The organism is Azospirillum sp. Marseille-Q6669 (assembly GCF_965111635.1).
The window spans coordinates 1,239,978-1,260,616 of the sequence record NZ_CBCOOP010000001.1; the positions used below are offsets into that span (position 1 = coordinate 1,239,978).

At 62.6% G+C, this 20,639-nt stretch carries 23 protein-coding genes, 1 tRNA gene and 1 pseudogene; 6 read left to right on the forward strand and 19 right to left on the reverse strand.

Annotated features, from left to right (window positions below):
• Positions 1 to 21: 21 nt before the first annotated feature.
• Positions 22 to 264 (forward strand): hypothetical protein, encoded by a 243-nt coding sequence (locus ACWPXE_RS05330; RefSeq protein ID WP_454016972.1) that lies wholly within the window; start codon positions 22 to 24, stop codon positions 262 to 264.
• Between the two features lie 180 nt (positions 265 to 444).
• Here ACWPXE_RS05330 and ACWPXE_RS05335 read toward each other — a convergent pair whose 3' ends face one another.
• The 6 genes and pseudogenes from ACWPXE_RS05335 to ACWPXE_RS05360 all read right to left on the reverse strand — a co-directional run bounded on the left by ACWPXE_RS05335 (position 445) and on the right by ACWPXE_RS05360 (position 4,422).
• Positions 445 to 627 carry a hypothetical protein gene (locus ACWPXE_RS05335; RefSeq protein ID WP_454016973.1) on the reverse strand — a complete coding sequence of 61 codons (183 nt, stop codon included), beginning with the start codon at positions 625 to 627 and terminating at the stop codon, positions 445 to 447.
• A 142-nt stretch (positions 628 to 769) separates the two neighbouring features.
• The gene (locus ACWPXE_RS05340; protein ID WP_454016974.1) at positions 770 to 1,891 is read right to left on the reverse strand and encodes a DUF262 domain-containing protein; all 1,122 of its coding nucleotides are present in this window, start codon (positions 1,889 to 1,891) and stop codon (positions 770 to 772) included.
• 2 nt (positions 1,892 to 1,893) lie between these two features.
• A complete protein-coding gene (locus tag ACWPXE_RS05345) occupies positions 1,894 to 2,685 on the reverse strand; it encodes an FRG domain-containing protein (RefSeq protein WP_454016975.1) in 792 nt (263 codons plus the stop codon).
• Between the two features lie 737 nt (positions 2,686 to 3,422).
• A complete protein-coding gene (locus ACWPXE_RS05350; RefSeq protein WP_454017904.1) occupies positions 3,423 to 3,665 on the reverse strand; it encodes an integrase core domain-containing protein in 243 nt (80 codons plus the stop codon).
• A gap of 15 nt (positions 3,666 to 3,680) precedes the next feature.
• Positions 3,681 to 3,952, reverse strand: a pseudogene (locus ACWPXE_RS05355) (transposase); the annotation flags it as partial.
• A gap of 44 nt (positions 3,953 to 3,996) precedes the next feature.
• Positions 3,997 to 4,422, reverse strand: a complete 426-nt coding sequence (locus ACWPXE_RS05360; protein ID WP_454016976.1) for a hypothetical protein — start codon at positions 4,420 to 4,422, stop codon at positions 3,997 to 3,999.
• A gap of 210 nt (positions 4,423 to 4,632) precedes the next feature.
• Here ACWPXE_RS05360 and ACWPXE_RS05365 point away from each other — a divergent pair, with 210 nt between their 5' ends.
• A complete protein-coding gene (locus ACWPXE_RS05365; protein WP_454016977.1) occupies positions 4,633 to 5,139 on the forward strand; it encodes a DUF6790 family protein in 507 nt (168 codons plus the stop codon).
• On the opposite strand, the gene ACWPXE_RS05370 is transcribed toward ACWPXE_RS05365, so the two are convergent.
• Together ACWPXE_RS05370 and ACWPXE_RS05375 are read right to left on the reverse strand one after the other, a co-directional pair.
• Positions 5,090 to 5,506, reverse strand: coding sequence for a YgjV family protein (locus ACWPXE_RS05370; RefSeq protein WP_454016978.1), 417 nt, complete (start codon positions 5,504 to 5,506; stop codon positions 5,090 to 5,092). The genes ACWPXE_RS05365 and ACWPXE_RS05370 overlap by 50 nt on opposite strands.
• 10 nt (positions 5,507 to 5,516) lie before the next feature.
• A complete protein-coding gene (locus ACWPXE_RS05375) occupies positions 5,517 to 6,050 on the reverse strand; it encodes a hypothetical protein (RefSeq protein ID WP_454016979.1) in 534 nt (177 codons plus the stop codon).
• Positions 6,051 to 6,594: 544 nt separating this feature from the next.
• On the opposite strand from ACWPXE_RS05375, the gene ACWPXE_RS05380 reads away from it, so the two are divergent.
• Positions 6,595 to 7,011, forward strand: coding sequence for a response regulator (locus ACWPXE_RS05380; RefSeq protein ID WP_454016980.1), 417 nt, complete (start codon positions 6,595 to 6,597; stop codon positions 7,009 to 7,011).
• A 253-nt stretch (positions 7,012 to 7,264) separates the two neighbouring features.
• Here the strand turns inward: ACWPXE_RS05380 and ACWPXE_RS05385 are convergent, their stop codons facing one another.
• The 5 genes from ACWPXE_RS05385 to ACWPXE_RS05405 all read right to left on the reverse strand — a co-directional run bounded on the left by ACWPXE_RS05385 (position 7,265) and on the right by ACWPXE_RS05405 (position 12,208).
• Positions 7,265 to 9,499, reverse strand: coding sequence for a response regulator (locus tag ACWPXE_RS05385; protein ID WP_454016981.1), 2,235 nt, complete (start codon positions 9,497 to 9,499; stop codon positions 7,265 to 7,267).
• A 164-nt stretch (positions 9,500 to 9,663) separates the two neighbouring features.
• Positions 9,664 to 9,957, reverse strand: a complete 294-nt coding sequence (locus ACWPXE_RS05390) for a hypothetical protein (RefSeq protein WP_454017928.1) — start codon at positions 9,955 to 9,957, stop codon at positions 9,664 to 9,666.
• Between the two features lie 100 nt (positions 9,958 to 10,057).
• The gene (locus tag ACWPXE_RS05395) at positions 10,058 to 10,474 is read right to left on the reverse strand and encodes a TlpA family protein disulfide reductase (RefSeq protein WP_454016982.1); all 417 of its coding nucleotides are present in this window, start codon (positions 10,472 to 10,474) and stop codon (positions 10,058 to 10,060) included.
• Positions 10,475 to 10,961: 487 nt separating this feature from the next.
• Positions 10,962 to 11,330, reverse strand: coding sequence for a lysozyme (locus tag ACWPXE_RS05400; protein WP_454016983.1), 369 nt, complete (start codon positions 11,328 to 11,330; stop codon positions 10,962 to 10,964).
• Positions 11,331 to 11,503: 173 nt separating this feature from the next.
• A complete protein-coding gene (locus ACWPXE_RS05405; RefSeq protein WP_454016984.1) occupies positions 11,504 to 12,208 on the reverse strand; it encodes a hypothetical protein in 705 nt (234 codons plus the stop codon).
• Positions 12,209 to 12,314: 106 nt separating this feature from the next.
• Between ACWPXE_RS05405 and ACWPXE_RS05410 the strand changes: the two genes are divergently transcribed.
• On the forward strand, positions 12,315 to 13,142 hold the full coding sequence (locus ACWPXE_RS05410) for a tyrosine-type recombinase/integrase (protein WP_454016985.1): 828 nt from the start codon (positions 12,315 to 12,317) through the stop codon (positions 13,140 to 13,142).
• 6 nt (positions 13,143 to 13,148) lie between these two features.
• Here ACWPXE_RS05410 and ACWPXE_RS05415 read toward each other — a convergent pair.
• Positions 13,149 to 13,242, reverse strand: a tRNA-Ser gene (locus ACWPXE_RS05415).
• 197 nt (positions 13,243 to 13,439) lie between these two features.
• On the opposite strand from ACWPXE_RS05415, the gene ACWPXE_RS05420 reads away from it, so the two are divergent.
• On the forward strand, positions 13,440 to 13,673 hold the full coding sequence (locus tag ACWPXE_RS05420) for a hypothetical protein (protein WP_237905099.1): 234 nt from the start codon (positions 13,440 to 13,442) through the stop codon (positions 13,671 to 13,673).
• Positions 13,674 to 13,692: 19 nt separating this feature from the next.
• On the opposite strand, the gene ACWPXE_RS05425 is transcribed toward ACWPXE_RS05420, so the two are convergent.
• The 5 genes from ACWPXE_RS05425 to ACWPXE_RS05445 all read right to left on the reverse strand — a co-directional run bounded on the left by ACWPXE_RS05425 (position 13,693) and on the right by ACWPXE_RS05445 (position 19,949).
• Positions 13,693 to 15,819 (reverse strand): PAS domain S-box protein, encoded by a 2,127-nt coding sequence (locus ACWPXE_RS05425; RefSeq protein WP_454016986.1) that lies wholly within the window; start codon positions 15,817 to 15,819, stop codon positions 13,693 to 13,695.
• Between the two features lie 99 nt (positions 15,820 to 15,918).
• Positions 15,919 to 17,370, reverse strand: a complete 1,452-nt coding sequence (gene gatB / locus ACWPXE_RS05430) for an Asp-tRNA(Asn)/Glu-tRNA(Gln) amidotransferase subunit GatB (protein WP_454016987.1) — start codon at positions 17,368 to 17,370, stop codon at positions 15,919 to 15,921.
• 21 nt (positions 17,371 to 17,391) lie between these two features.
• Positions 17,392 to 18,873 carry an Asp-tRNA(Asn)/Glu-tRNA(Gln) amidotransferase subunit GatA gene (gatA, locus tag ACWPXE_RS05435; protein ID WP_109071694.1) on the reverse strand — a complete coding sequence of 494 codons (1,482 nt, stop codon included), beginning with the start codon at positions 18,871 to 18,873 and terminating at the stop codon, positions 17,392 to 17,394.
• Entirely contained in the window at positions 18,873 to 19,160 is a 288-nt protein-coding gene (gene gatC / locus ACWPXE_RS05440) for an Asp-tRNA(Asn)/Glu-tRNA(Gln) amidotransferase subunit GatC (protein ID WP_014198426.1), read from the reverse strand. The genes gatA and gatC overlap by 1 nt, the downstream gene beginning before the upstream one ends.
• Positions 19,161 to 19,409: 249 nt before the next feature.
• Positions 19,410 to 19,949 (reverse strand): GNAT family N-acetyltransferase, encoded by a 540-nt coding sequence (locus ACWPXE_RS05445; protein WP_454016988.1) that lies wholly within the window; start codon positions 19,947 to 19,949, stop codon positions 19,410 to 19,412.
• 135 nt (positions 19,950 to 20,084) lie between these two features.
• Between ACWPXE_RS05445 and ruvX the strand changes: the two genes are divergently transcribed.
• Entirely contained in the window at positions 20,085 to 20,633 is a 549-nt protein-coding gene (gene ruvX, locus ACWPXE_RS05450) for a Holliday junction resolvase RuvX (protein WP_454016989.1), read from the forward strand.
• Positions 20,634 to 20,639 lie beyond the last annotated feature (6 nt).

The following is a 20,639-nucleotide window of genomic DNA, read 5'->3' on the forward strand; positions in this document are numbered from 1 at the left end:
CAATCGTCTTAGGGACGCATCATGACGAGCATCATCGGCGAGTTTGGTATAATCGGTAGTCTGCTTCTCGGCGCTTTCTCCGTCATCCTCATCGTCAACCTGTTACGCGCCTTCCGCGTCCTTCCCGAAGCCAGCGCCGACAAGGCTGTTCAGGCCACCACCGACGCGGCAATAGGTGTCGTCAAAGGCACGCTAAAGGCCATCTTCTGGGGCGTTGTCCTGATTTTCGGATTCTTCCTCGCCATCGCCTTACTCGCCGGCTAGGCAGACAGTGCATGTGGCAGAAACGCCCACCCCACACGACATGCGGACAGCAAAAAGGGGCCTTTTGGCCCCTTTTCTACGTCTGTGCTCAGGATGGCTTAGAGTGCGGATCAAAACCGCTGCCGGGCCTAGCAAAATCAATGGCTTCAGCCTAAGGAGGCGGGGTTTTGATCCGCACTCTTAGGTGGCATTGATCTGCGCCAGCACAGCAGCGCGCAGCTGGGGCGGCACGTCGCCCGTGATGCCGCAGACCTGCCGCAGATAGTCGTCGACCGTCATCGCGCCCTGACGCAGGAGAGACGTGCACCGCTCACGATGAGCGCTATTCGCATCCGCCTTCGAACGAGCCGTGGCCCCGTCCATGACACTCTCCTAGACACGCCTTCACGAGATGACTATCGGGCGAATTTAGTTGCACCACCGACGTTTAGTCAACGGCCGCTGTGTGGTTCCGCTACAAGAACAGGGTGCCGGGTGTAGGAGACCGTCGACGACATTCGTTTTTCTAGATTGGGTTCATTGCCGTGATTTTCCGACCAAGCGGCATAAACTTGGCAAGGCGCCATTCGGTTGCTTTGCCCGTTGCATAGCCTTTTTCCTGATCGAACCAAAATTCCTTGACCATTTGCATCAGATCAGACCGGACGGGTACCCGATTTGCAATGTTATACCCGATACCGAGACCGAATATCTCAAATGCTGTATTGAGAAACGGGCCTTGAAACTCGTTCTTTTTCCTATCCCATCGACGAAATACGTCCTCACCTCCGTGCATCGCTATATGATCAAACGTCGCCTTGAACACATTCTCCTGCTCGGCAATGCCGGCAGGAAAGTTCATAGCCATTTCAACGGATGCATTATCAAGCACCTGCGGAACGTCACGCAAAGTCGTTAGTGTGAGCTTGCTTTCAGGGCGATTATGAAGCACTAAAAATCTGGTAACAATCTCTAGATCATATCGCTCCTCAATCAACCTATCACCAAGCTGTGTCGCCTCAACAAAATTCGGGTACGAAGCCAAGGACTCCAGCCAAGAGAAAAACTCAGGAGACACAGAAACAAGAAGAGCAGATCGTATTTCCTGCGTGGTTAAAGGCGTTCCATAGTTATTTAGACGCTGAAACAGGTCGTATTTTGTAGAAGGAGACGACTCCCTTTTGATTATCTTAATATCGATCTTAGACCGCTTTATGTCGAGCCTTTGAGCTTCTGTAAGTGAGCGCGCAGGGTCTTCATCATACCATACCCGCCCTTCCATTGCTGGAAGGTACTTTGTCGCCTCCAAAATCAGAGGTTCGATCTTTCCCCCATGTGGGTTCAGAAGCTCTCCTTGCAACTGAAGTATTGTAGAAATACGCTGCAACCCATCTACAAGCTCCCATTTTCCTGTTTCTGTCTGCGCAACGAATATCGATGGCAGCGGAATTCCCAAAAGAAGGCTTTCTACTAGTCGCGATTTTTGAATGCTAGTCCAACGGAAAAACCTCTGAAACTCGGGCCTAATTATAAGCTCATTGTCGCGATATAAGTTCGTAATCTCCCCAACGCTCATTGGGTAGCCATCGGAAAATATTGAGCGCCGAGCCTCAGCAATCTGGAGTTCTAGAGAGTTCGGTTCAGCCATAGTTACTTCCTCCATCCCTCTACACGACTAAGCTCACTCGCAAGCGACGGCAGCTCAGGGAAAACCATAGTTTCGCCAAACCCTAACACATTTAGCGCCTCCGCCAAATCATCTCGATTTCCATTTATCTGTATTCTCCATAATTTCGCCGGAACTTCTTCAGCAAATTCCTCAAGAGCTCTTACGTCGCTTCCCCAGACCATAAATGTACCGCGCTGAGCAACTATTCTATTGGAATTATGAGTCCCGAATATTGCCACTGGAAACTTGTTCCTGCGCTTATTTGTTTGAGTTTGGTACGCCTCAATTTCTTCATCAGAAGTTGTCAATACCTGAATGGACTCACCAAAATCAGAAAGTGCTGGAGTCGATCTGTTCCAAATAATCGGATTGACACACCAGATAACAGGCGGGCTTTCATTCCTTTCATTTTCTTGAGGCATCAAGCCTAACGCAAAGTGTGCCGCCACGAACAAATTCTCGCTCCAATCTAGGAGGCGCGTCGGCATTCCGAAATGCTGCATGGCAAAAAGGTGTTCCCAATCATTTTGGGGATAACCCGCCGGCCAATATGCTATGCTTCTTTGTCTGAAACGAGTTAGTAAGCGCCTCTCTCGATCAAACACCTCATCGCTACTCTTTCCATCCCTCATAATTTTCGGGAGCAACTTATGTTTACCCAGGTTTACACCTCGGAACCAAAGAAATTCTGACGGTGACAGCTCCTGAGCAATCGCCAGAGTCTCCTTGAGCAGCCCGTCTAAACCATCCACCTCACGTCGTTCAACAGGCATCGAACTTCCCCATACGGACAGCACCAAGTTCAGAAATTCGTGATATATACGCTGCCATAATTGGAGAAACGCAACCACTTTCGTACGCCGGACTTAGTCGCAGGCCAACAGGTTGCGGAAAGGGCCGTTTGCCCGACCGCAGCTATCCGGCCTCATGCGATTTTCTCGTTAGCTCTGCCGCGAAGGCATTATAGCAGGCTGCGTTCAACCTCGATGGACAAGCAACCAGCTATGTTCGCTACAGCACTCATCGGAGCTCCGCGGAGTTGCTGAAACCAACGAATGGCCATTGACCTCTCCGCAACATAGCTCCACCATGATACCCAAGCCGACCGCAGCCAGAACCTAAGCCATTGATCTGAAAGGGAAAGACCGAGCCTCTGTCAGGCTCCTGGCGCCCCAGCCAACTTATTCCCTGAGAATTCAGGTACTTAACCCCGCCCAACGGCGGGGTTTTGTGTTGCAAGGGGTTGCAAACCGATTCACTGAAGAATCAACGACTTACAAGCCTTGCCAAAAATTCCGTGCAACGCGGATGCAACACGGCAACGACTTCTCGTTCATTTTCCGTTCTTGGGGGACGACTCGGGCTTCCGGCTTGAGCGACAATTGTCGCTGACATAAACTTGCTCCGCGCCGGGCACATACAAGCCAGCTGCATCAGTATGGTGCATGGGGAGGTATGGCTATCCCCTCTGGCGCTGTCACGACTGACCTGCTCCCCAAGTTTCCTCCGCTCAGAGTGGGAGTCCTCTCATGTGATGCCCTGACCGGGCGTTGATGGCAACCGGGGCATGCCCCGGCCCCGCTTTCGGCGACATCCGCGTGGCGACCTCGATCGGTGTGGCGGCGCCGAGGCCGGAATGCGGTCGGCCGTGGTTGTCATCGCTGTGCCACGCCGCCAGGACGGCACGGGCATGGACGAGCGAGGTGAACAGCGTCTCGTTGAGGCACTCGTCGCGCCGTTGTCCGATACGCACACCGCCGGCCAATTATTTTGCAGCGAGATCCTTGAGCACCGCGTTGTCGAGCATCGCCTCCGCCAGCAGACGCTTCAGGCGGGCGTTCTCGTCCTCCAGCGTCTTCAGCCGCTTGGCTTCCGACACCTCCAGACCGCCCTACTTCGCCTTCCACCGGAAGAACGTCGCCTCGCTGATCCCGTGCTTGCGGCAGACCTCCGCCGGCAGACCTCCGCCGTTGGCCTGCCAGCTTCCTGCTCGCGCAGGATTCCAATGATCTGTTCCTCGCTGAACCGGCTCTTCTTCATGTCCGTCCCTTGCTCGACGGACTCTAACTCAGCCTGGAGGAGTTTCAGGGGAGCAGGTCAGCCTTGCTGGCGACGAAGGCCCATTCGTCCGCCGGCGCCGAGCCGGGATCGTGCAGCGCTGACAGGTCCGCCAGCGGGGCGCCGAAGCTGAACGCGGTGCAGTCGAGCAACACCACGGCGTGTGTGGCGACCACCTCCCCTGCGCCGTCGACCAGCCCGAGCCAGAAGGCCGGGGCACTGGACGGCTTGGGTAGCAGCGGGAACCAGCTATCGCGGTGCTGGGCATTCAGCGCCTGCATATCCGGCCAGGAGTCGCACAGGATTGGTGTCACGCCGCGGGTGACCAGTTCGGCGCACAGGCGGTCTCGCGCGGCGCCCAGCGCCGGGGCGAGCGGGCCGGTGCTCAGCGACAGGGTTTCGACGAGGCGGAAGTCGGGCGCGACGGTGCGCGCCGGGAACAAGGCGTTCACGGTTGGTATCCTTTGATTGATGATAGGGATTGGGTAGTCAGACCGACGATCTGCAGACATCAGTTCGCAGGATCGATACGGTTGCGCACCTCGCCATAACAGATACAGGCGCGAGGAAAGCGCCTACATCGAGGTATTTCCGATAGCCTCTTGGAACGGGCGAGATAAACGTCTCAACGTCCGCTTGTCGTCTCTTCCAAGGAGGACGAAATGGACATCGCTAATTTGATACGATTTGTCCTGACACACATTCCTTTGATCACCTTTCTACTGGCGATTATCATTCCCACCCTCAGCCGATCTGATCGGACCCCGGAAAGCTATCTGTCCTGGCTGCTGCTGTTGGCCGTTGGAGTCGATGCTCTCTGGGCTGGGCTGTTCCATGTGTTCGCTCCCGAGCGCGCCGCGGCGTTCATCGGGTGGACAACAAGCCCGTTTCAGTTCGAGATCGGCGTCGCCGACATAGCGCTGGGCGTCATGGGGGTGCTTGCCTTCCACAGATCACTCGGCTTCAAGGCGGCGGTCGTGACCTACGCATCGCTGTTCTACATCGGCGTGGCGTACGGCCACTTTCATCAGATTTGGGTGGCCGGGAACTATGCGCCTGGGAACGCCGGCATTCTTCTCGTTCTCACCTGCATTCGGCCGTTCCTCCTGATCCTGCTCCTCATCGCGGCTCAACGGAAGGCAGCCCCGGCGTTGGCCCTTGGGAGGTAGGAAGTGACTCCGGGAGCGCTGCTTCGTCACGCTTCCGAGGTACGCAACCGCGCAACGCGCCGTAGACCAGCCCGGCCATGCAGAGCAGGTCGGCGGCCAACCCGAAGGTCGAGCCGGTCAGCAGGTCGTGCGCGACCCAGCAGACGCCAGCGGCCAGGAACAACACGCGCAGCAGGAGGGCGGACCGGCACCAACGCGCTACGGTGGCGAGGATCATCCCGGCCGCCGCACAGGCCGATGGCCAGCCTGCCCAGGTCAAGGCGCCCTGACCGGCCAGCAGAGCACGGCGTCCGGACAGCCAGGGCCAGAGGGCAACCAGCGCGAACCCGGCGGCCCCGGAGAGGTCGGAGAGATGAGGAACGATCATGGCGATTCCCTCACTTCCGGAGCAGCTTGTCCTTCGCCGCAGACCCGGCGCTGGAGCCGACCCAGTAGGACACCACCGCCGACGCCATGGTGGTCAGGGCGCCGAGCATCAGCGTGGCGTTCTGGTCAATTGCGCCGGCCGGCCGGCTCAGCACTCGGTACAGCACGATGCCGAACGTCACCAGGACGATGGTCGAGACGATGGGCGCGCCCCAGGAGATGCGGCTGCCAGCCTGCGCAAGCTGGACGGTCTGCGCGCGAGCGTCGGCCTGGTCCTCGTTGTCCAGCCGCAGCAGTGCCACGACCTGATCGCCCTGCTGGCGGTACAACTCGGCCAGCTTGGCGGGATCAGTCTGCACCGCGGCGACGGCCCGCTCGGCATCCGCCGTGTTGCTGATCGGAACCCCGGTCACGGCCGAGACGACGGACACCGCGGCCTCGCCCACCTTCTGGGCGGTCTCGCCAGTGCCAAGAGCGGCCTTGGCGATCTCTGGCAGCAGCACCGGAGCGAGGGCGGAGATGATGGGGATGAGCAGTGGCAGCATGGGGACGCCGCTCCTTCAGGCATGCTATTCGCCCGTTCAATAAGGGGCCTGTCCGGCTGTCTTATTAAACTCGGGCATGAAAAAGCCGCCTCGGCGGGGGGCCGGGCGGCTGGTGGGTGAAACCTCGGTGCTGTAGGCTCTGGTCAGTCTGCGAAGACGTTTCGGACGTAGAGTGGCGGGAGGAGCCTCGGCTCAGCATGCACACGTCGCGGACAGTGACCGCCGTGTGGACCGGACAATACGGGCCGGCGTCGGCCCATCTGCGGGTGGGGCGACTGAACGTAGGGGGTGACGTCCCTACCCGGCGGTCACGCCTTCAATCCGGCTCGTCCGCCGGGATGTCCGGCGAGAGCGTGCGTGCTGTCGCCATCTCCGCCAGTTCTTCGACCGATAGCCGATGCAGACCTGAACCTGTATCGTCCCGCCCTCCGCCTAAATTCCCTCGACAGCATCGAAGGAGCATCAATCGTCACATTTGGGGAGTGCTCGAATAAATTCGCGCCCGCGGTGTTCAACGAAGAAATAACTGATGCGGGAGATGCGAGTGACGACAAGTGCCCTGAAGCCCATCCTGGTGGTCGAGGACAATCCGCGGGACCTGGAAATGACGCTGGCGGCGCTGAAGAAATGCAAGCTCTCCAACGGGATTATTGTCGCCCGCGATGGTGAAGAGGCGCTACGGATGCTGTCTCTTCGCGATCCGGAATCTGGATGGCCAACCCAGCTACCCGCGGTCGTCCTGCTCGAACTCGATCTCCCCAAGATCGACGGGCTGGAGGTGCTGGAACGGGTGAAGAGCAACCCGGCCATCCGGCACGTTCCCATCGTCATGTTCACAGCGTCATGTTCACAGCGTCATGCGAGGACAACGACATCACACTCAGCTATGAGCTGGGCGCGAATGCGTTCGTTGTTAAGCCCATGGATTTCGAAGCTTTATCCGAGGCGATCCGTAGTTTGAGCGCGTTCTGGGCCAGCCTGAACCAGTCGCCAACCAGTTGTTTCCAGGGGTTGGCTGCGCCTTTCCGATGAGCGCTTGCCGCCGACCATGGAGGCATTGCCTCATCGTTCGCTCCAACCGGCGGGCTGCTTCTGGCTGAGGAGTTCAGACATGGGACTCCGGAAAAGGAAAAGCTGCCGGGCGGCTTGGAGTAAGGAAGGCCGCTCGGTTGTAAACGTTACGAGCGCCACCTGAGACCAGTTCGACGTGATCCCTACAGCACCGCTGAGATATGCTCGATCAGGGCTGTCGGTGGGATAGGTTTGGACAGGATGCGAATGCCGGGCTCACGGCCGAGATCCTGGAGTGCCGCCTTCTCGGCATAGCCGGTGACGATCAGGATCGGCAGGTCGGGGCGATGGCGGCGGGCAAGACGAGCGAGGTCGGCGCCGGTCATGCCGGGCATGGCGAAGTCAGTGACCAGGATGCTCAGATTCTCGTCCGCCTCCAGCAGGGCCAGAGCCTCCTCCCCGGAGCCGACCTCGGTCACCACCATGCCGGCCTCGTCCAGCACTGCAGCGTTGGCCATGCGGACCAGGGCGTCATCCTCCACCAGCAGGACGTGAGACATCCCGAGCGGCGGTCCGTCCGAGGCGGCAGTCAGGGGAGCGGCAAGGGGAGGAGGAGCGGTGACGGCGTCCGGAGTGTCGGTCCGGCTGTCGGCAGGGGCATGGGGAAGATACAGCGTCACCGCGGTGCCGACGCCGAGGTGGCTTTCCAGGCGGATGCCGCCGCCCGATTGGGCGGTCAGGCCGTGCACCATGCTCAGTCCCAGCCCGCTGCCCTGGCCGACCGGTTTGGTGGTGAAGAAGGGCTCGATGGCATGGTCCAGCACGTCCTGCGGCATCCCAGTCCCGCTGTCGCGAACCGTCACCGCGACGTAATCACCCGGCGCCAAGGCGGGCGAGACGCCCATCTCCTTCGCCTCTCCCTCGCTCCCTCCCTTGGTCTCCTCACCCACTGACAGACTGGCGATGGCGATGGTCAGGGTGCCCCCGCCGGGCATGGCGTCGCGGGCGTTGATCGCGAGGTTCAGCAGGGCGATGTCGAACTGGTGGGGATCGACCAGGGCCGGCAGCACGTCGGCTTCCCGGTCGAGGCGGATGCGGATGGCGCTGCCCAGAGTGCGTTCCAGCAGCGTGACCATCCCCGCCACCTGGGCGCCGAGGTCGACGGGTGCCGGAGCCAGCCGTTGCCGGCGGGCGAAGGCCAGCAGATGCTGGGTCAGGGTGGCGCCGCGCTCGACCGCTTGGCTTGCGACCTGCAGCGCCCGGCGGCTCTCCGCCTCCACCACCTCGCCGCTGCCCTCCAGCAGGTGCAGGCTGGAGCGCACCGCCTGCAGCAGGTTGTTGAAGTCGTGAGCCACCCCGCCGGTCAGCTGGCCCAGCGCCTCCATTTTCTGCAGTTGGCGAACATGCTCCTCCGCCACATTGCGCGCCTCGACCGCTTGCTGCCGCTCCTGGAGCGCCCGGTTGGCGGTTTCATACGCGAGGAATTGGCGTGCCATCGCCCACAGCATCAGGGCAAGCGCCACCGCGCTGAGCAGCCCGGCGGCGGCGATGATCTGCGCCTGATCATTCCAGCGGGATAGGATTTCTCCCCGTGTCCGGCTTACGCCGACGACCAGCGGGTAGTTGCGCAAGGACAGGAAGGACAGGATGCGGGCCTGGCCGTCGACCGACTGCGGCGTCTCATAGGTGCCGGCTGCGTGGTTTGCGACCAGTTCGGCGACGCCGGGGCTGATGGCGATGGTCCCGACCTTGTCTGGCAACGTCGGGTAGCGCGCCAGCAGCATGCCATCGCGCCACCACAGACTAATTCCGGTTCCCGGCGTCACATGCAGGCTGCGGTAGAACTGCTCGAAATAGGACAGGCGCATGGCCCCCACGACCAGCCCAGCCAATCCGCCATCGGGATCGTTCACGCGGCGAGCGATGTAGAGCGTCCAATCCTGGGTGGCGACACTCTTCACTGGTCGGCTGACGAAAACGCGCTCAGGATCAGCGTTCTTGAGCGCCAGGAAATAGTCGCGCTTCGACAGGTCGTGTGGCGGAGCCGGGAACTGGCGGGTAAAGTTGACCAAGGTGCCGTCGGCGGCGATCAAGCTCAAAGCCTCCAGCTGCGGTAGGCTGGACACCCTGGCTTTCAAGAATTCATGGGTTTCGTAGTCGGCGCCCAGGCGCTTGAAGGCGTCGGCGCTGCGCCGGTTGGCGGCGGGTATCTGATCGACGACTCCGCTGACGGTGAGTTCGATGCCTTCGATGGCGCGCAGCGTCTGCTCGGCCAGCGAAGCGTTGAGCGTGCGCAGGCCGAGTGTCGCCTCGGCCACCGTCTCGTCATGCAGACGATCCATCATCATCGCGGTGCCGCCGCACAGGGCCGCCAGCACGATCCCACCGAGCGCGCCGATGCGCCGGAGCGGACGGTTGGTTCTCAGAAGCCGCCGCAAGACTCTCGCCTCCGGTTCGCTTCCAGCACCGCATCCACTCCCATCATCTGCCTTGCTCTCTGCCCCGCTTTCCTTGGCATCGCCATGGCGATCTTGTCCCTTCGTGCTGCTGATGTGGCGTCGCCGACCGGAAGCACGAAGGCTTAGACACTGGATGGGCTGGACTATACAGAAGGCCGCCCGCCGGACAAGCGGCCAGAGGTCATAGTAAATCGCTCCGGGTTTTTCTTCCTGAGTACATTCGGCTTGGGGCACGCCACCATGACGATGTCCTCGGTTTGAACATAGTAGCGAGTTTCAGCCTCGGCGGGAGGAATGTTGCCGATGGGTTCGTGCAGGCGCCGGTGGTTGTCCGCGGCGATTTGGGGCATCGCGTTGCAGCCAGGACACCAGTGCTCGTGCAGGGGCAGTTCGTCGTACTGCCGGCGGACCAGCTTCCGGCTGAGGGGATCGGTCATGGGGACGCCGGAAAAGGAAAAGCCCGCCGCGGAGGTCCGGGCGGGCTGGGTTTACGGCGCTGTTCGGCGGTGCTGGACTGGTGGCCGAGGCGTCCTTACGTCATGAGCAGGAAACGTCGAACGTCTTCGCAATCTCCAGCGCTGTGGAGGTTGCAGCTCCCCCTTTAGCTCCCTTACACGAAAGCAAAGCCTCGACGTAGTCACGGAACTCTGGTTCAGCCTTGCCGACGATCCCATGCCTCATGAAGTGGCGTTGGTATTGGTACGTGCTGGTCCACAACGCGGCGATAACGCCCTGCGGATCGACGACAACGGTCAACGGAAGGTCAGTGACGGACTTCGGCGTCGGAAGGTCGCGGGGTGCCGGGTCGCGGCTGTCAAACACGGCGATGTAGTCCGTGCGCAGCGCCTTTCGCCGCTGATAGTCCAGGTCGCGTTGGAACGCCCCTTCCAGGTCGGTCTCGCTGGGACGCGGGGAAACGAGCATTACGACAGGCACATCGGGGTGGGCCTTCATGAAGCTCTCGACCGAAGGCCGTTCTCCGATGCACGGCAAGCACCATTCGGCTCCCCGCTTGAAAAGGAACCACTTGCCACGAAACTCCGCCGTTGAGCGACGCACACCGTCCTCACCGTGAAATGTGAAGATCGGCAGTGTGCTCCCTGGTGCGAAGCCGTAGGCCGGCTCCGCAGCAGCCGGCGCAGTCAGAGCCGCAACGGAGAGTAGCGCCAGTAGTCCACAAAAGACGCTTCGGGAAGCTGTTAAGGCTGAAGGCGTTCTCATTCTCATCTCGCACGAGGTAGGCTCAATTTTCTATCACGCGCCGTGCCGCTGAGCACTATCGCTTGTCGAGCCACCGGCCTGCTGACATGCCAACCCCAGCGCGATAACCGGCCGACGATCAGCCCGCCTCGAACAGCGCCTTCTCCGCCGGGCAACGCTTCACCAGCCCCGGAAGCTGCTTCCTGACGCCATTGACGATGACATCGACCCAATTCGGAAACTACGCCGCCGCCCCGTCATAGTCGCCCTGGTTCAGCAGGCGCAGCAGGGTCGAAGTCTGCAAGGCGCCGGCCCCCAGGTTGAACACGAAGGAGGTCAAGGCGCCGCGCTGCCGATCGGTGAGCGGCACCTTCACGAGCTTGTCGACCTGCTCCGCGGCGGTGCCCATGTCGGCGCGCAGGTAGACCTCGGCCTGGAGGCCGTTGATGGCCTGCCCCATCCGGATCCCGGCGGTGTGGCCGTAGCCGATGGTCGGCACACCCGCGGGGCACAGGTAGGCCTTCAGGTACAGGCCTTCGAAGCGACGGACCAGCGCCAGGGCGTCGTCGTGAATGTCGCGCGGGATCGCCGCACCGGCGGTCGTGGTCATGGGATGCTTCGTTTTTAAATCGCAAGGATTCTCAGAGGGTTGGTGGGTTCGGCGGACCTTGATCCGGTTGAGCCATCGTCCCGTGCTGGGGGATCGTCTCTTCGGCTTCCAATAGCCAGACTTCCAGCGCATCAGTTTCCCTCCAAACCACGATCACAACGTTTTTCAGCGGGTTAGCGCGTTCGCCTCCTGCCGTTCGGAACCGCTGCTGATCGACCGGGCGGCAACGATGAACTGGTGCGCCAGCAGCAGGCGGGCGGCTCCGGCATCACGCCACCCGACGGTCGTGCTGGTCGATGTGGGTAGCCGCCCTTGAAGATCGCCCGGATGTGCGGGGCCGCGGCGAGGTGGGCGATGGTCTGTTGCTGTTCCTCGGCCACGGGCAGCACGCCCCGCCGGTAAGCCAAGAACACCTCGATGATCTGCCGGCGCACCAGGGCGGCTTGCGGGGTGCGGGACAGGGCGCAGATGACCAGCGCTTGGCCTTCGTTCAGGTAATAGGCTTTGCCGGGGCGGCGCGCTGGATACTCAATTGCATTTGACCGAGAAAGCATATTTGTGGCAACAAATATCGAAAATTCGTCGCATGCATACCATACTATATTTATCAAACAAAACACATGCGACGCAGAATCAATGCCAAATGACGGAGCATTTGATAAATTAATACGTAGATTGCATAAAATCTTATTAGATAACACTAAAGAAAAAATGATGTATTTACTAAAGTTTAAGAGAGATTTGCGATCACATCGCCTTACGTCAAGCGATCTTGATTTAGAGAGAAGAATGAAGTCCGCATTGTTAGCGCACCTGATCGGAAAAAAGCCCAAAGGCGCCTCGACCAGCTCAAGAAGGAAATCACCGCCGCGGTCCACTTCGGCGAATCACGCCTGACGTGGAAGGCCGCAGTCGTGCGGTACCTCACCGAGGCGGGGCCGGACGCGGTGAAGCCCGGCACTTTGAAGTGGTACACGGTCAGCCTTGGGCAGGTTTGGCCCACATCTGGAGGCGCTGTACGTCGATCAGATCACGCGGAAGACCATCTCCGCCCTGATCAGCGCCAGGAGCAAGGGCGGCCCCAGGAAAGCCACCATCAACCAGGACCTGGCCGCGGTGTCCGCCGTCTTGGGCGCCGCCGTCGAGTGGGGGGCGTGCGAGGCGAACCCGGCACGCGACTGCAATCGCCGCCTCCCCCATGAACAGCGCGAGTCGATCCATCCGCTGTCGAGCGCGGACGTCAAGGCCGGCATCACGCGATGCTCCGGCCTGTTCGCCAGCATGATCCGGTTCCTCGCCCAAACCGGCTGCCGGCAGGAGGAGGCCGCCGGCCTGACTTGGAGGCAGGTCAATCTGAAGTCCGGCACGGTGACCTTTCTGAAGACGAAGACCAACCGGCCGCGCACGATCCGCCTGGAACCGGACACGCTGACGATGCTGACCGCCCTGCCCCACTTCCTGGGTTCCGACGCGGTGTTCTGGCACGGGAAGGGGTCGCGTTATCTCAACGTATTGTCACGGTTTCGGGAGATGGTGTGGTCGGCACAAAAGTCGGCACAGCGGGTGGGCACACCGTTCCGGCCCTTTCGCTGCCACGATCTGCGGCACGGCTTCGCCATCCGGGCCTTGCGGAACGGGTGGGACATCTACGCCCTGTCCAAGCACCTGGGGCACAGCAGCGTGAAAACGACGGAGATTTATCTGGGGTATGTCCCGTCCAGGGCCGGCACAAAAACCGGCACATCTATAACGGTTTCTCCTGGGTTGCATCCCAGGAAACCGCCAAATCAGCCAGCTAAGTATTTGATTTGAAAGGAATGGCGGAGGGGATGGGATTCGAACCCACGATAGGGGTTTGAGCCCCTATAACGGTTTAGCAAACCGCCGCCTTCAGCCTCTCGGCCACCCCTCCTACCGGGTCGGCGCTCTGTGGCGCCGCTGGCGTGGGTGCGTTCTAACGATCCGGATGGGGCCTGTCAACGCTTACTCACCAAAAATGTGATCAAAACGAGAAAGAACAAAATCTGTATAAAATTTTATGTACTTTTTAGAAAATCAGAGGTAGTTTACCACCAGAACGCGATAGCAATTCTTGGTCAGGGGGACGCCATGAGCTTGTCACGCCGCTGCGCCGAAACGCTGATCGATCTGGTCGAGATCAAGCTGAGCTGCCTGGAGATCACCGACCGCGAAGACCTTCGGGAGAAGGAACTGCTGCTGCGTTGCGTTCAGGAATTGAAAGCCGAAGTTCGCGGCGAGGATGGGGCCACAGCCGCATTCGCGGCACCCAAGCGGCGCGGCCGCCGGCCCAAGCATCTGCAGCCCCAGGATTTGCACGCCTGACGCAATCTCCCGGCGTTCATCAGACCGGCACCACTGGCCCCGACACCGATCCCGGAAGAGACGGCAGCGCCGTTGGCGCGACGGCCTCCTGCGTGATGCGACGGGGCAATCGCAGGGTGAAGCCCGTGCCCTGCCCGCTCACCGAGCGCACCGCCAGCGTACCACCCAGCACCCCCGTCACGGTGCTTTGCACGATGTGCAGCCCGAGACCCGAACCGCCCTCGCCACGCTTGGTCGTGAAGAATGGCTCGAAAACCTTGGCCAGATGGTCTTCTGGAATGCCGGACCCGTCGTCGGAAAAGTCGATGACGACGTGATCACCACCGTCCGGGTGGGCGGCGATCCGGATGGTCCCCCGCTGCTCCTCGCCATAAGCATGGATCAGCGCATTGATCACGAGGTTGGTCAGCACTTGACTCAGCGCGCCGGGGAAGCTGTCCATTTCCAGCCCCTCCGGGCAGTCCACGTCGACCGTCACCAGCGTGCGCTTCAGGCGGGGCCGCAGGGAGAACAGCACCTCGTCGATGTAGGTCCGCAGATCGAAGGTTCGCCGCTCGCCGGAGGTCTGGTCCACCGCCACCTGTTTGAAGCTCTGCACCAGCGCCGCCGCCCGGTTCATGTTCGACACCAGCAGGCGGGCGGCCTCCGTCACCGCATCCAGATACTCGGCCAGGTTGGTTTTCTTCAGCGCGCCCGAATCGAAACGGACGCGCAGGTCGCGGGCCTGTTCGGCGATGTGGCTGGCGGCGGTGAGGCCGATGCCGATGGGCGTGTTGATCTCATGCGCGACCCCGGCGACCAGTTGGCCCAGCGAGGCCATGGCCTCCGCCTGGATCAGGCTCTCCTGGGCGGCGCGCAGGTCGGCAAGAGCGCGCTCCGCCTCGTCGCGGGCGGTCACCATGGCGGCCTCCGCCGCCTTGCGGTCGTTGATGTCGTAGAGCCAGGTCAGAAGCGCCGGCTCCCCGTCCATCTCGATCTCACCCCAACTCGACAACACCCAGATGATCGTTCCGTCGGGCTTGCGGAAGCGTACCTCGGCGTCGCGGAAGGGGCCTTCCCGTTCGAAGCGGTCGATCAGAGCCTGACGGTCCGCCGGATCGGCGTACAGCCGTTCGGCGGGCATCGGCAGCAGGTCGTCGCGCGACCGGCCCAGAATGATCTCCGACTGGGTGTTGCAGAACACCAGCAGGCCGTCGCGGCGTGTGATGTTCACGGCAATAGGGCTGGCCTCCAGGATCCGGAGCAGCCGCTCCTTGCCGGCGCGGACCTCCTCCTCCTGGCGGCGGCGCTCGGTGATGTCGGTCATGATGCCGACATAGCGCACCGCCTGCCCTGCGTCGTCGCGGATCGCCCGCCCCTGCGCTGCGATCCACATCCAGTCGCCATCGGCGCGGCGCAGCCGGTAATCGTAGGCGTAGGCCGCGGTCTCGCCACGCAGATGGGCATCGATGGTGGTCAGCACGCGCTGCCGGTCGTCGGGATGCAAACGCACGTCCCAGAAATGGGCCGGCATCTCCGGCGGCTCGGCGTAGCCCAGCATGCGCGGAAAGCTGTCGGACCACCAGCAGGTTCCCCGCGGAATATCGGTGTCCCACACCGCGGCGCCGGTGGCGTCCAGCGCCATTTCCAGGCGGTCGGCCAGATCGCGGCGAACCGCGTCGGCCTTCTTCTGTTCCGTCAGATCGTAGAACCAGCTGATGTGGCAGCGTTGCCCTTCGAAGTCGATAACAGTCGAACTCAGCGAGCCCATGCAGGTTTCGCCATCGCCGCGGCGCAGCAGCACCTCCTGTCCATCAAAGAGGCCATCAGCGTAGAGCCGATCGATGGCGGCCTGGCGGTCCCGCGGGTCATGGTAGAGCGGCCACATACCGTCGCGCTGGAGTTGCTCGCCGCTGACCTTGAAACAGGTCGCGGCACTGGGGCTGTGGTAGAGGTTGTCGCCGTCGCGCGTGTTGATGAGGACGCCGATGGGGGCGGTGTCCAAGATGGCCCGCAACCGCTCTTCCGTCATGACGGAGGGGGGAGCCATGTTCTCCGCCAAGGGTCTTCGCCCAACGCGACGCGCCGCCAGCAAGCCGGCAAGAAATCCGGCCAGGAGACCGGCGAACAGCGCGAACAGCGCCACCGTCAGCGAATCTGCAATCATTGGGCCTCCCGCCGGCCCCACTTGAAACCGACGGGAGAACAAAATCAACGGTTATGACGCCGCACCATGCCATGGCACGGCGTCACAACCGCTTCCCAATCAGCCCTTCAGCTTGGTCATCAGGATTTCGTTGACCAGGGCCGGGTTGGCCTTGCCCTGGGTCGCCTTCATGACCTGACCGACGAAGAAGCCGAACAGCTTGTCCTTGCCCGACCGGAACTCCGCCACCTTGTCGGCGTTGGCGGCCAGCACGGCGTCGATGGACGACTCGATGGCGCCGGTGTCGGTGACCTGGCGCAGGCCCTTCTTCTCGACGATGTCGGCCGGCTTCTCGCCGGTTTCGAACATCGCCTCGAACACCTCCTTGGCGATTCGGCCGGAGATGGTGTTGTCGGCGATCAGGTCAATCAGGCCACCGAGGTTTTCCGCCGAGACGGGGCTCTCCTCGATCTCCTTGCCGGCCTTGTTCAGATAGCCGAACAGCTCGCCGGTGACCCAGTTGGCGGCCAGCTTCGGGTCGCGCCCCTTGGCGACGGCCTCGTAGAAGTCGGCGCGGGCCTTCTCCGACACCAGCACGTTGGCGTCATAGGGAGACAGCTTGTACTCGCTGATGAAGCGGGCCTTCTTGTCATCCGGCAGTTCCGGCAGGGTGCGCTTGATGTCCTCGACCCAGTCCGGATCCAGTTCCAGCGGCAGCAGGTCCGGATCGGGGAAGTAGCGGTAGTCGTGTGCCTCTTCCTTGGAGCGCATGGAGCGGGTCACGAACTTGGTCGTGTCCCACAGCCGCGTCTCCTGGTCGATCTTGCCGCCCTCCTCGATGATCTCGATCTGGCGGCGCGCCTCGTACTCGATCGCCTGCATGACGAAGCGGATCGAGTTGACGTTCTTGATCTCGCAGCGCGTGCCGAAGGGCGCGCCCGGCTTGCGCACCGACACGTTGACGTCACAGCGCATGGAGCCTTCCTCCATGTTGCCGTCGCAGGTGCCGAGGTAGCGCAGGATGGAGCGCAGCTTGCGCACATAGGCGCCGGCCTCCTCCGCGGTGCGCATGTCCGGCTCCGACACGATCTCCATCAGCGCCACGCCCGACCGGTTCAGGTCGATGTAGGTCTTGGCGGGGTGCTGGTCGTGCAGCGACTTGCCGGCGTCCTGCTCCAGGTGCAGGCGCGTCACGCCGACCGTGCGGGAGGAGCCGTCCGGCAGATCCAGCACGATCTCGCCCTTGCCGACGATGGGCTGCAGATACTGGCTGATCTGATAGCCCTGCGGCAGGTCGGCGTAGAAGTAGTTCTTGCGGTCGAACACCGAGTGCAGGTTGATCTGCGCCTTCAGCCCCAGGCCGGTGCGCACCGCCTGCTCGATGCAACGCTCGTTGATGACGGGCAGCATGCCGGGAAAGGCTGCGTCGACAAAGCTGACCTGACTGTTCGGCTCCGCGCCGAAGGCGGTGGCGGCGCCGGAGAACAGCTTGGCGTTCGAGATGACCTGGGCGTGGACCTCCAGCCCGATCACGATTTCCCAATCGCCCGTTTCGCCCTGAATGTACGACATCGGTCTCTTCTCTCGTCCGGCTCAGGCCATGAACGGCGGGGTGGCGGTGACGGCGGCGGCCTTTTCGATGACCTGACCGACGCGCAGGACGGTCTCCTCATCGAAGGGCCGGCCCAGGAGCTGGAGCCCCAGCGGCAGCCCGTCCGACCCGACGCCCGCCGGAACCGACATGCCCGGCAGGCCGGCCAGCGAAGCCGGGACCGTGAACACGTCGTTCAGGTACATCTGGATCGGATCGTCCATCTTCTCGCCGATGGCGAAGGCGGTGCTCGGCGCGGTCGGCGTCAGGATGACGTCGCACTGCTTGAACGCCTCGTCAAAGTCCCACTTGATGCGCGTGCGCACCTGGCGGGCCTTGTTGTAGTAGGCGTCGTAATAGCCCGCCGACAGCACGTAGGTGCCGATCAGGATGCGGCGGCGGACCTCCTTGCCGAAGCCGGCGCCGCGGGTGTTCTCGTACATGTCCTTCAGGCTGGCGCCCTCGACCCGCAGGCCGTAGCGCAGGCCGTCGTAGCGCGCGAGGTTCGACGACGCCTCGGCCGGAGCGACGATGTAGTAGGTGGCGAGCGCGTACTTGGTGTGCGGCAGGCTGATCTCCACCGGCTCGGCGCCGGCCTGCTTCAGCCATTCGATGCCCTGGTCCCAGATCGCGGCGATCTCGGCGGGCATGCCCTCCACCCGGTATTCCTTGGGAATGCCGACCTTCAGGCCACGGATGTCGCCGGTCAGCGCGGCGCGGAAGTCCGGCACCGCCATGTCGACCGAGGTCGAGTCCTTCGGGTCGAAGCCGCACATCGAGCGCAGCATGATCGCCGCGTCCTCGACCGTGCGGGTCATCGGGCCGGCCTGATCAAGCGAGGAGGCGAAGGCGACCACGCCCCAGCGCGAGCAGCGGCCGTAGGTCGGCTTGATGCCGACGATGCCGGTGAAGGCGGCGGGCTGGCGGATCGAGCCGCCGGTGTCCGTGCCGGTGGCGCCCAGCGCGGCGCGCGCGGCGACCGCCGCGGCCGAACCGCCCGACGAGCCGCCGGGAACGAGCTGGCGCGACCAGTTGCCGACCTCGCCCGGGCTCCACGGGCTGATCACGTTGCCGTGGTGGGAGGTGATGTTGGCTGAGCCCATGGCGAACTCGTCCAGGTTCACCTTGCCCAGCATGACGGCGCCGTCGCGCCACAGGTTGCTGGTGACGGTGGACTCATACTCCGGCTTGAAGCCGTCGAGGATGTGGCTGGCCGCGGTGGTCGGCACGCCCTTGGTGCAGAACAGGTCCTTTACCGCGATCGGCAGGCCCTCCATCGGGCCGGCCTCCCCCTTGGCGCGGCGGGCGTCGGACGCCTTGGCCATCGCCAGCGCCTGCTCCGGCGTCTCGGTGATGAAGGCGTTCAGCGGGCGGATCGTCTCCACCGCCTTGACGTGGGCCTCGGTCAGCTCGACCGCGGTGAATTCCTTCTTGGCGAGGCCGTCGAGGGCCGCCGCCATGGTCAGATGCGTAAGACCGGTCATCACTCGACCACCTTCGGAACGACGTAGAAACCTTCGGCCGTCTCCGGGCCGTTGGAGAGGACGGCATCGCGGTAACCGCCGTCGGTCACCTCGTCCTTGCGGCGGCGCAGCGTTTGCGCGGCCACGCTGGTCATCGGCGGCACGTCCTGCGTGTCGACCTCGCCCAACTGTTCGACGAAGGTCAGGATTTGGCTCAGCTCACCCGCCAGGTGATCCAGTTCATCGTCCGGCACCTTGATGCGGGCCAGATGCGCGATCTTGGCCACGGTGGCCTTGTCGAGCGACATGCCTTCCACTCTCTTCCGAAACGTCTGGAAAAACGGCTTGGAAGCTATCACCCGAATTCTATTACCGCAATGATTCAGGGATATCCCTTCCACCGGCGCGCCCCTCCGCACCGGCGGCAGGATGGCTCCGGGTGACGGAGGCGCGGCAAAAGGTTTCCGCAATCGCCACCGCATGGTGGGACGAGTTCGTTCAGCGCATCCGCAGCGCCTGACCTTGCGACGACGCCCGGCGATGAAAGAGGGGCCGTGTCACCCCTCGCCACGGCCCGCGTTCCAGCCCGCCCGGTCGATGTGCAGGGTGAAGAGAGCAAGCCGGTTTCCCCAGGGCGCCGTCCGCTCCTCGATGGCGATCGGGACGAATCCCAGCGCGGCGTAGAGAAGAAGCCCCGGCGTGTTGGTGTTGAAGCAGCGCAGCACAAGCTCGGGCAAGCCGTGATGGTCGAAGGCACGGTCCATCATGGTCCGCACCAAGCGCTTCGCCACGCCCGTTCGTCGCGCCCAGGGTGCCACGCTGACGTTGCCCAGGCTGGCGCTGCGTCCCTCCTCGAAGGTGGCGAAGTTGGCGTAGCCGACCACCTCGCCGCCGCGCAGCACCACCGTGGGATCGCGGCGCAAGGCCAGGGAATCGCGCAGCTGTTGCGGTGTCAGAGGCCACGTGGCGCGAGGAAAGAGAAAATACAGCTCCTCCCGATCACGGGCGAACCGGCAGATGTCGGGAATGTCGGCATCGGACAGGGGGCGGTGGCTGTACGCGATGGCGGGGGGTGGAGCCGGTGCGGCAGTGGACATGGACGAACTCCGGAATTCATGCGTGATAGAATAAGTGCGCCGAAAAACAACTCAAGCGGCTTCGCTGCGCCGTCGCATCGCCCAACATCTTCGCCGGACTTGCCGTTCCGGCTTGTGGCTTCTATGGTTCGCGGCATGATCCACACGCTTCCCGAACTGGCCGCCCGCCTGGGCCGAGGCCAGCGCCTGCTCGGCCTCGACGTCGGCACCAAGACCGTCGGCATGGCCGTGTCCGACCCGAACTTCGTCGTCGCCTCGCCGATCGGAACGCTGAAGCGGACGAAGTTCACCCAGGACGCCCGCGAGCTGTCGCGGACGCTGCGCGATTACGGGATCGGGGGGCTGGTGATCGGCCTGCCGCTGAACATGGACGGGTCGGAGGGGCCGCGCGCCGAATCCACCCGCGCCTTCGCCAAGAACCTTATGGAGCGGTCCGACCTGCTGGGCTGGGACGCCGAAATCGCCTTCTGGGACGAGCGGCTGTCGACCTCCGCGGTCGAGCGTTTCATGATCGGCGAGGCCGACATGACCCGCAAGCGCCGGGACGAGGTGGTGGACAAGATGGCCGCCGCCTACATCCTGCAAGGCGCGCTGGACGCGCTGGCCCACATCCGCCGCATGGAGCGGGAGCAGCGGGAGCGCGACGAGTACGACAACGACATTGGCGGCGACGGGGACGCCTGACGGCTC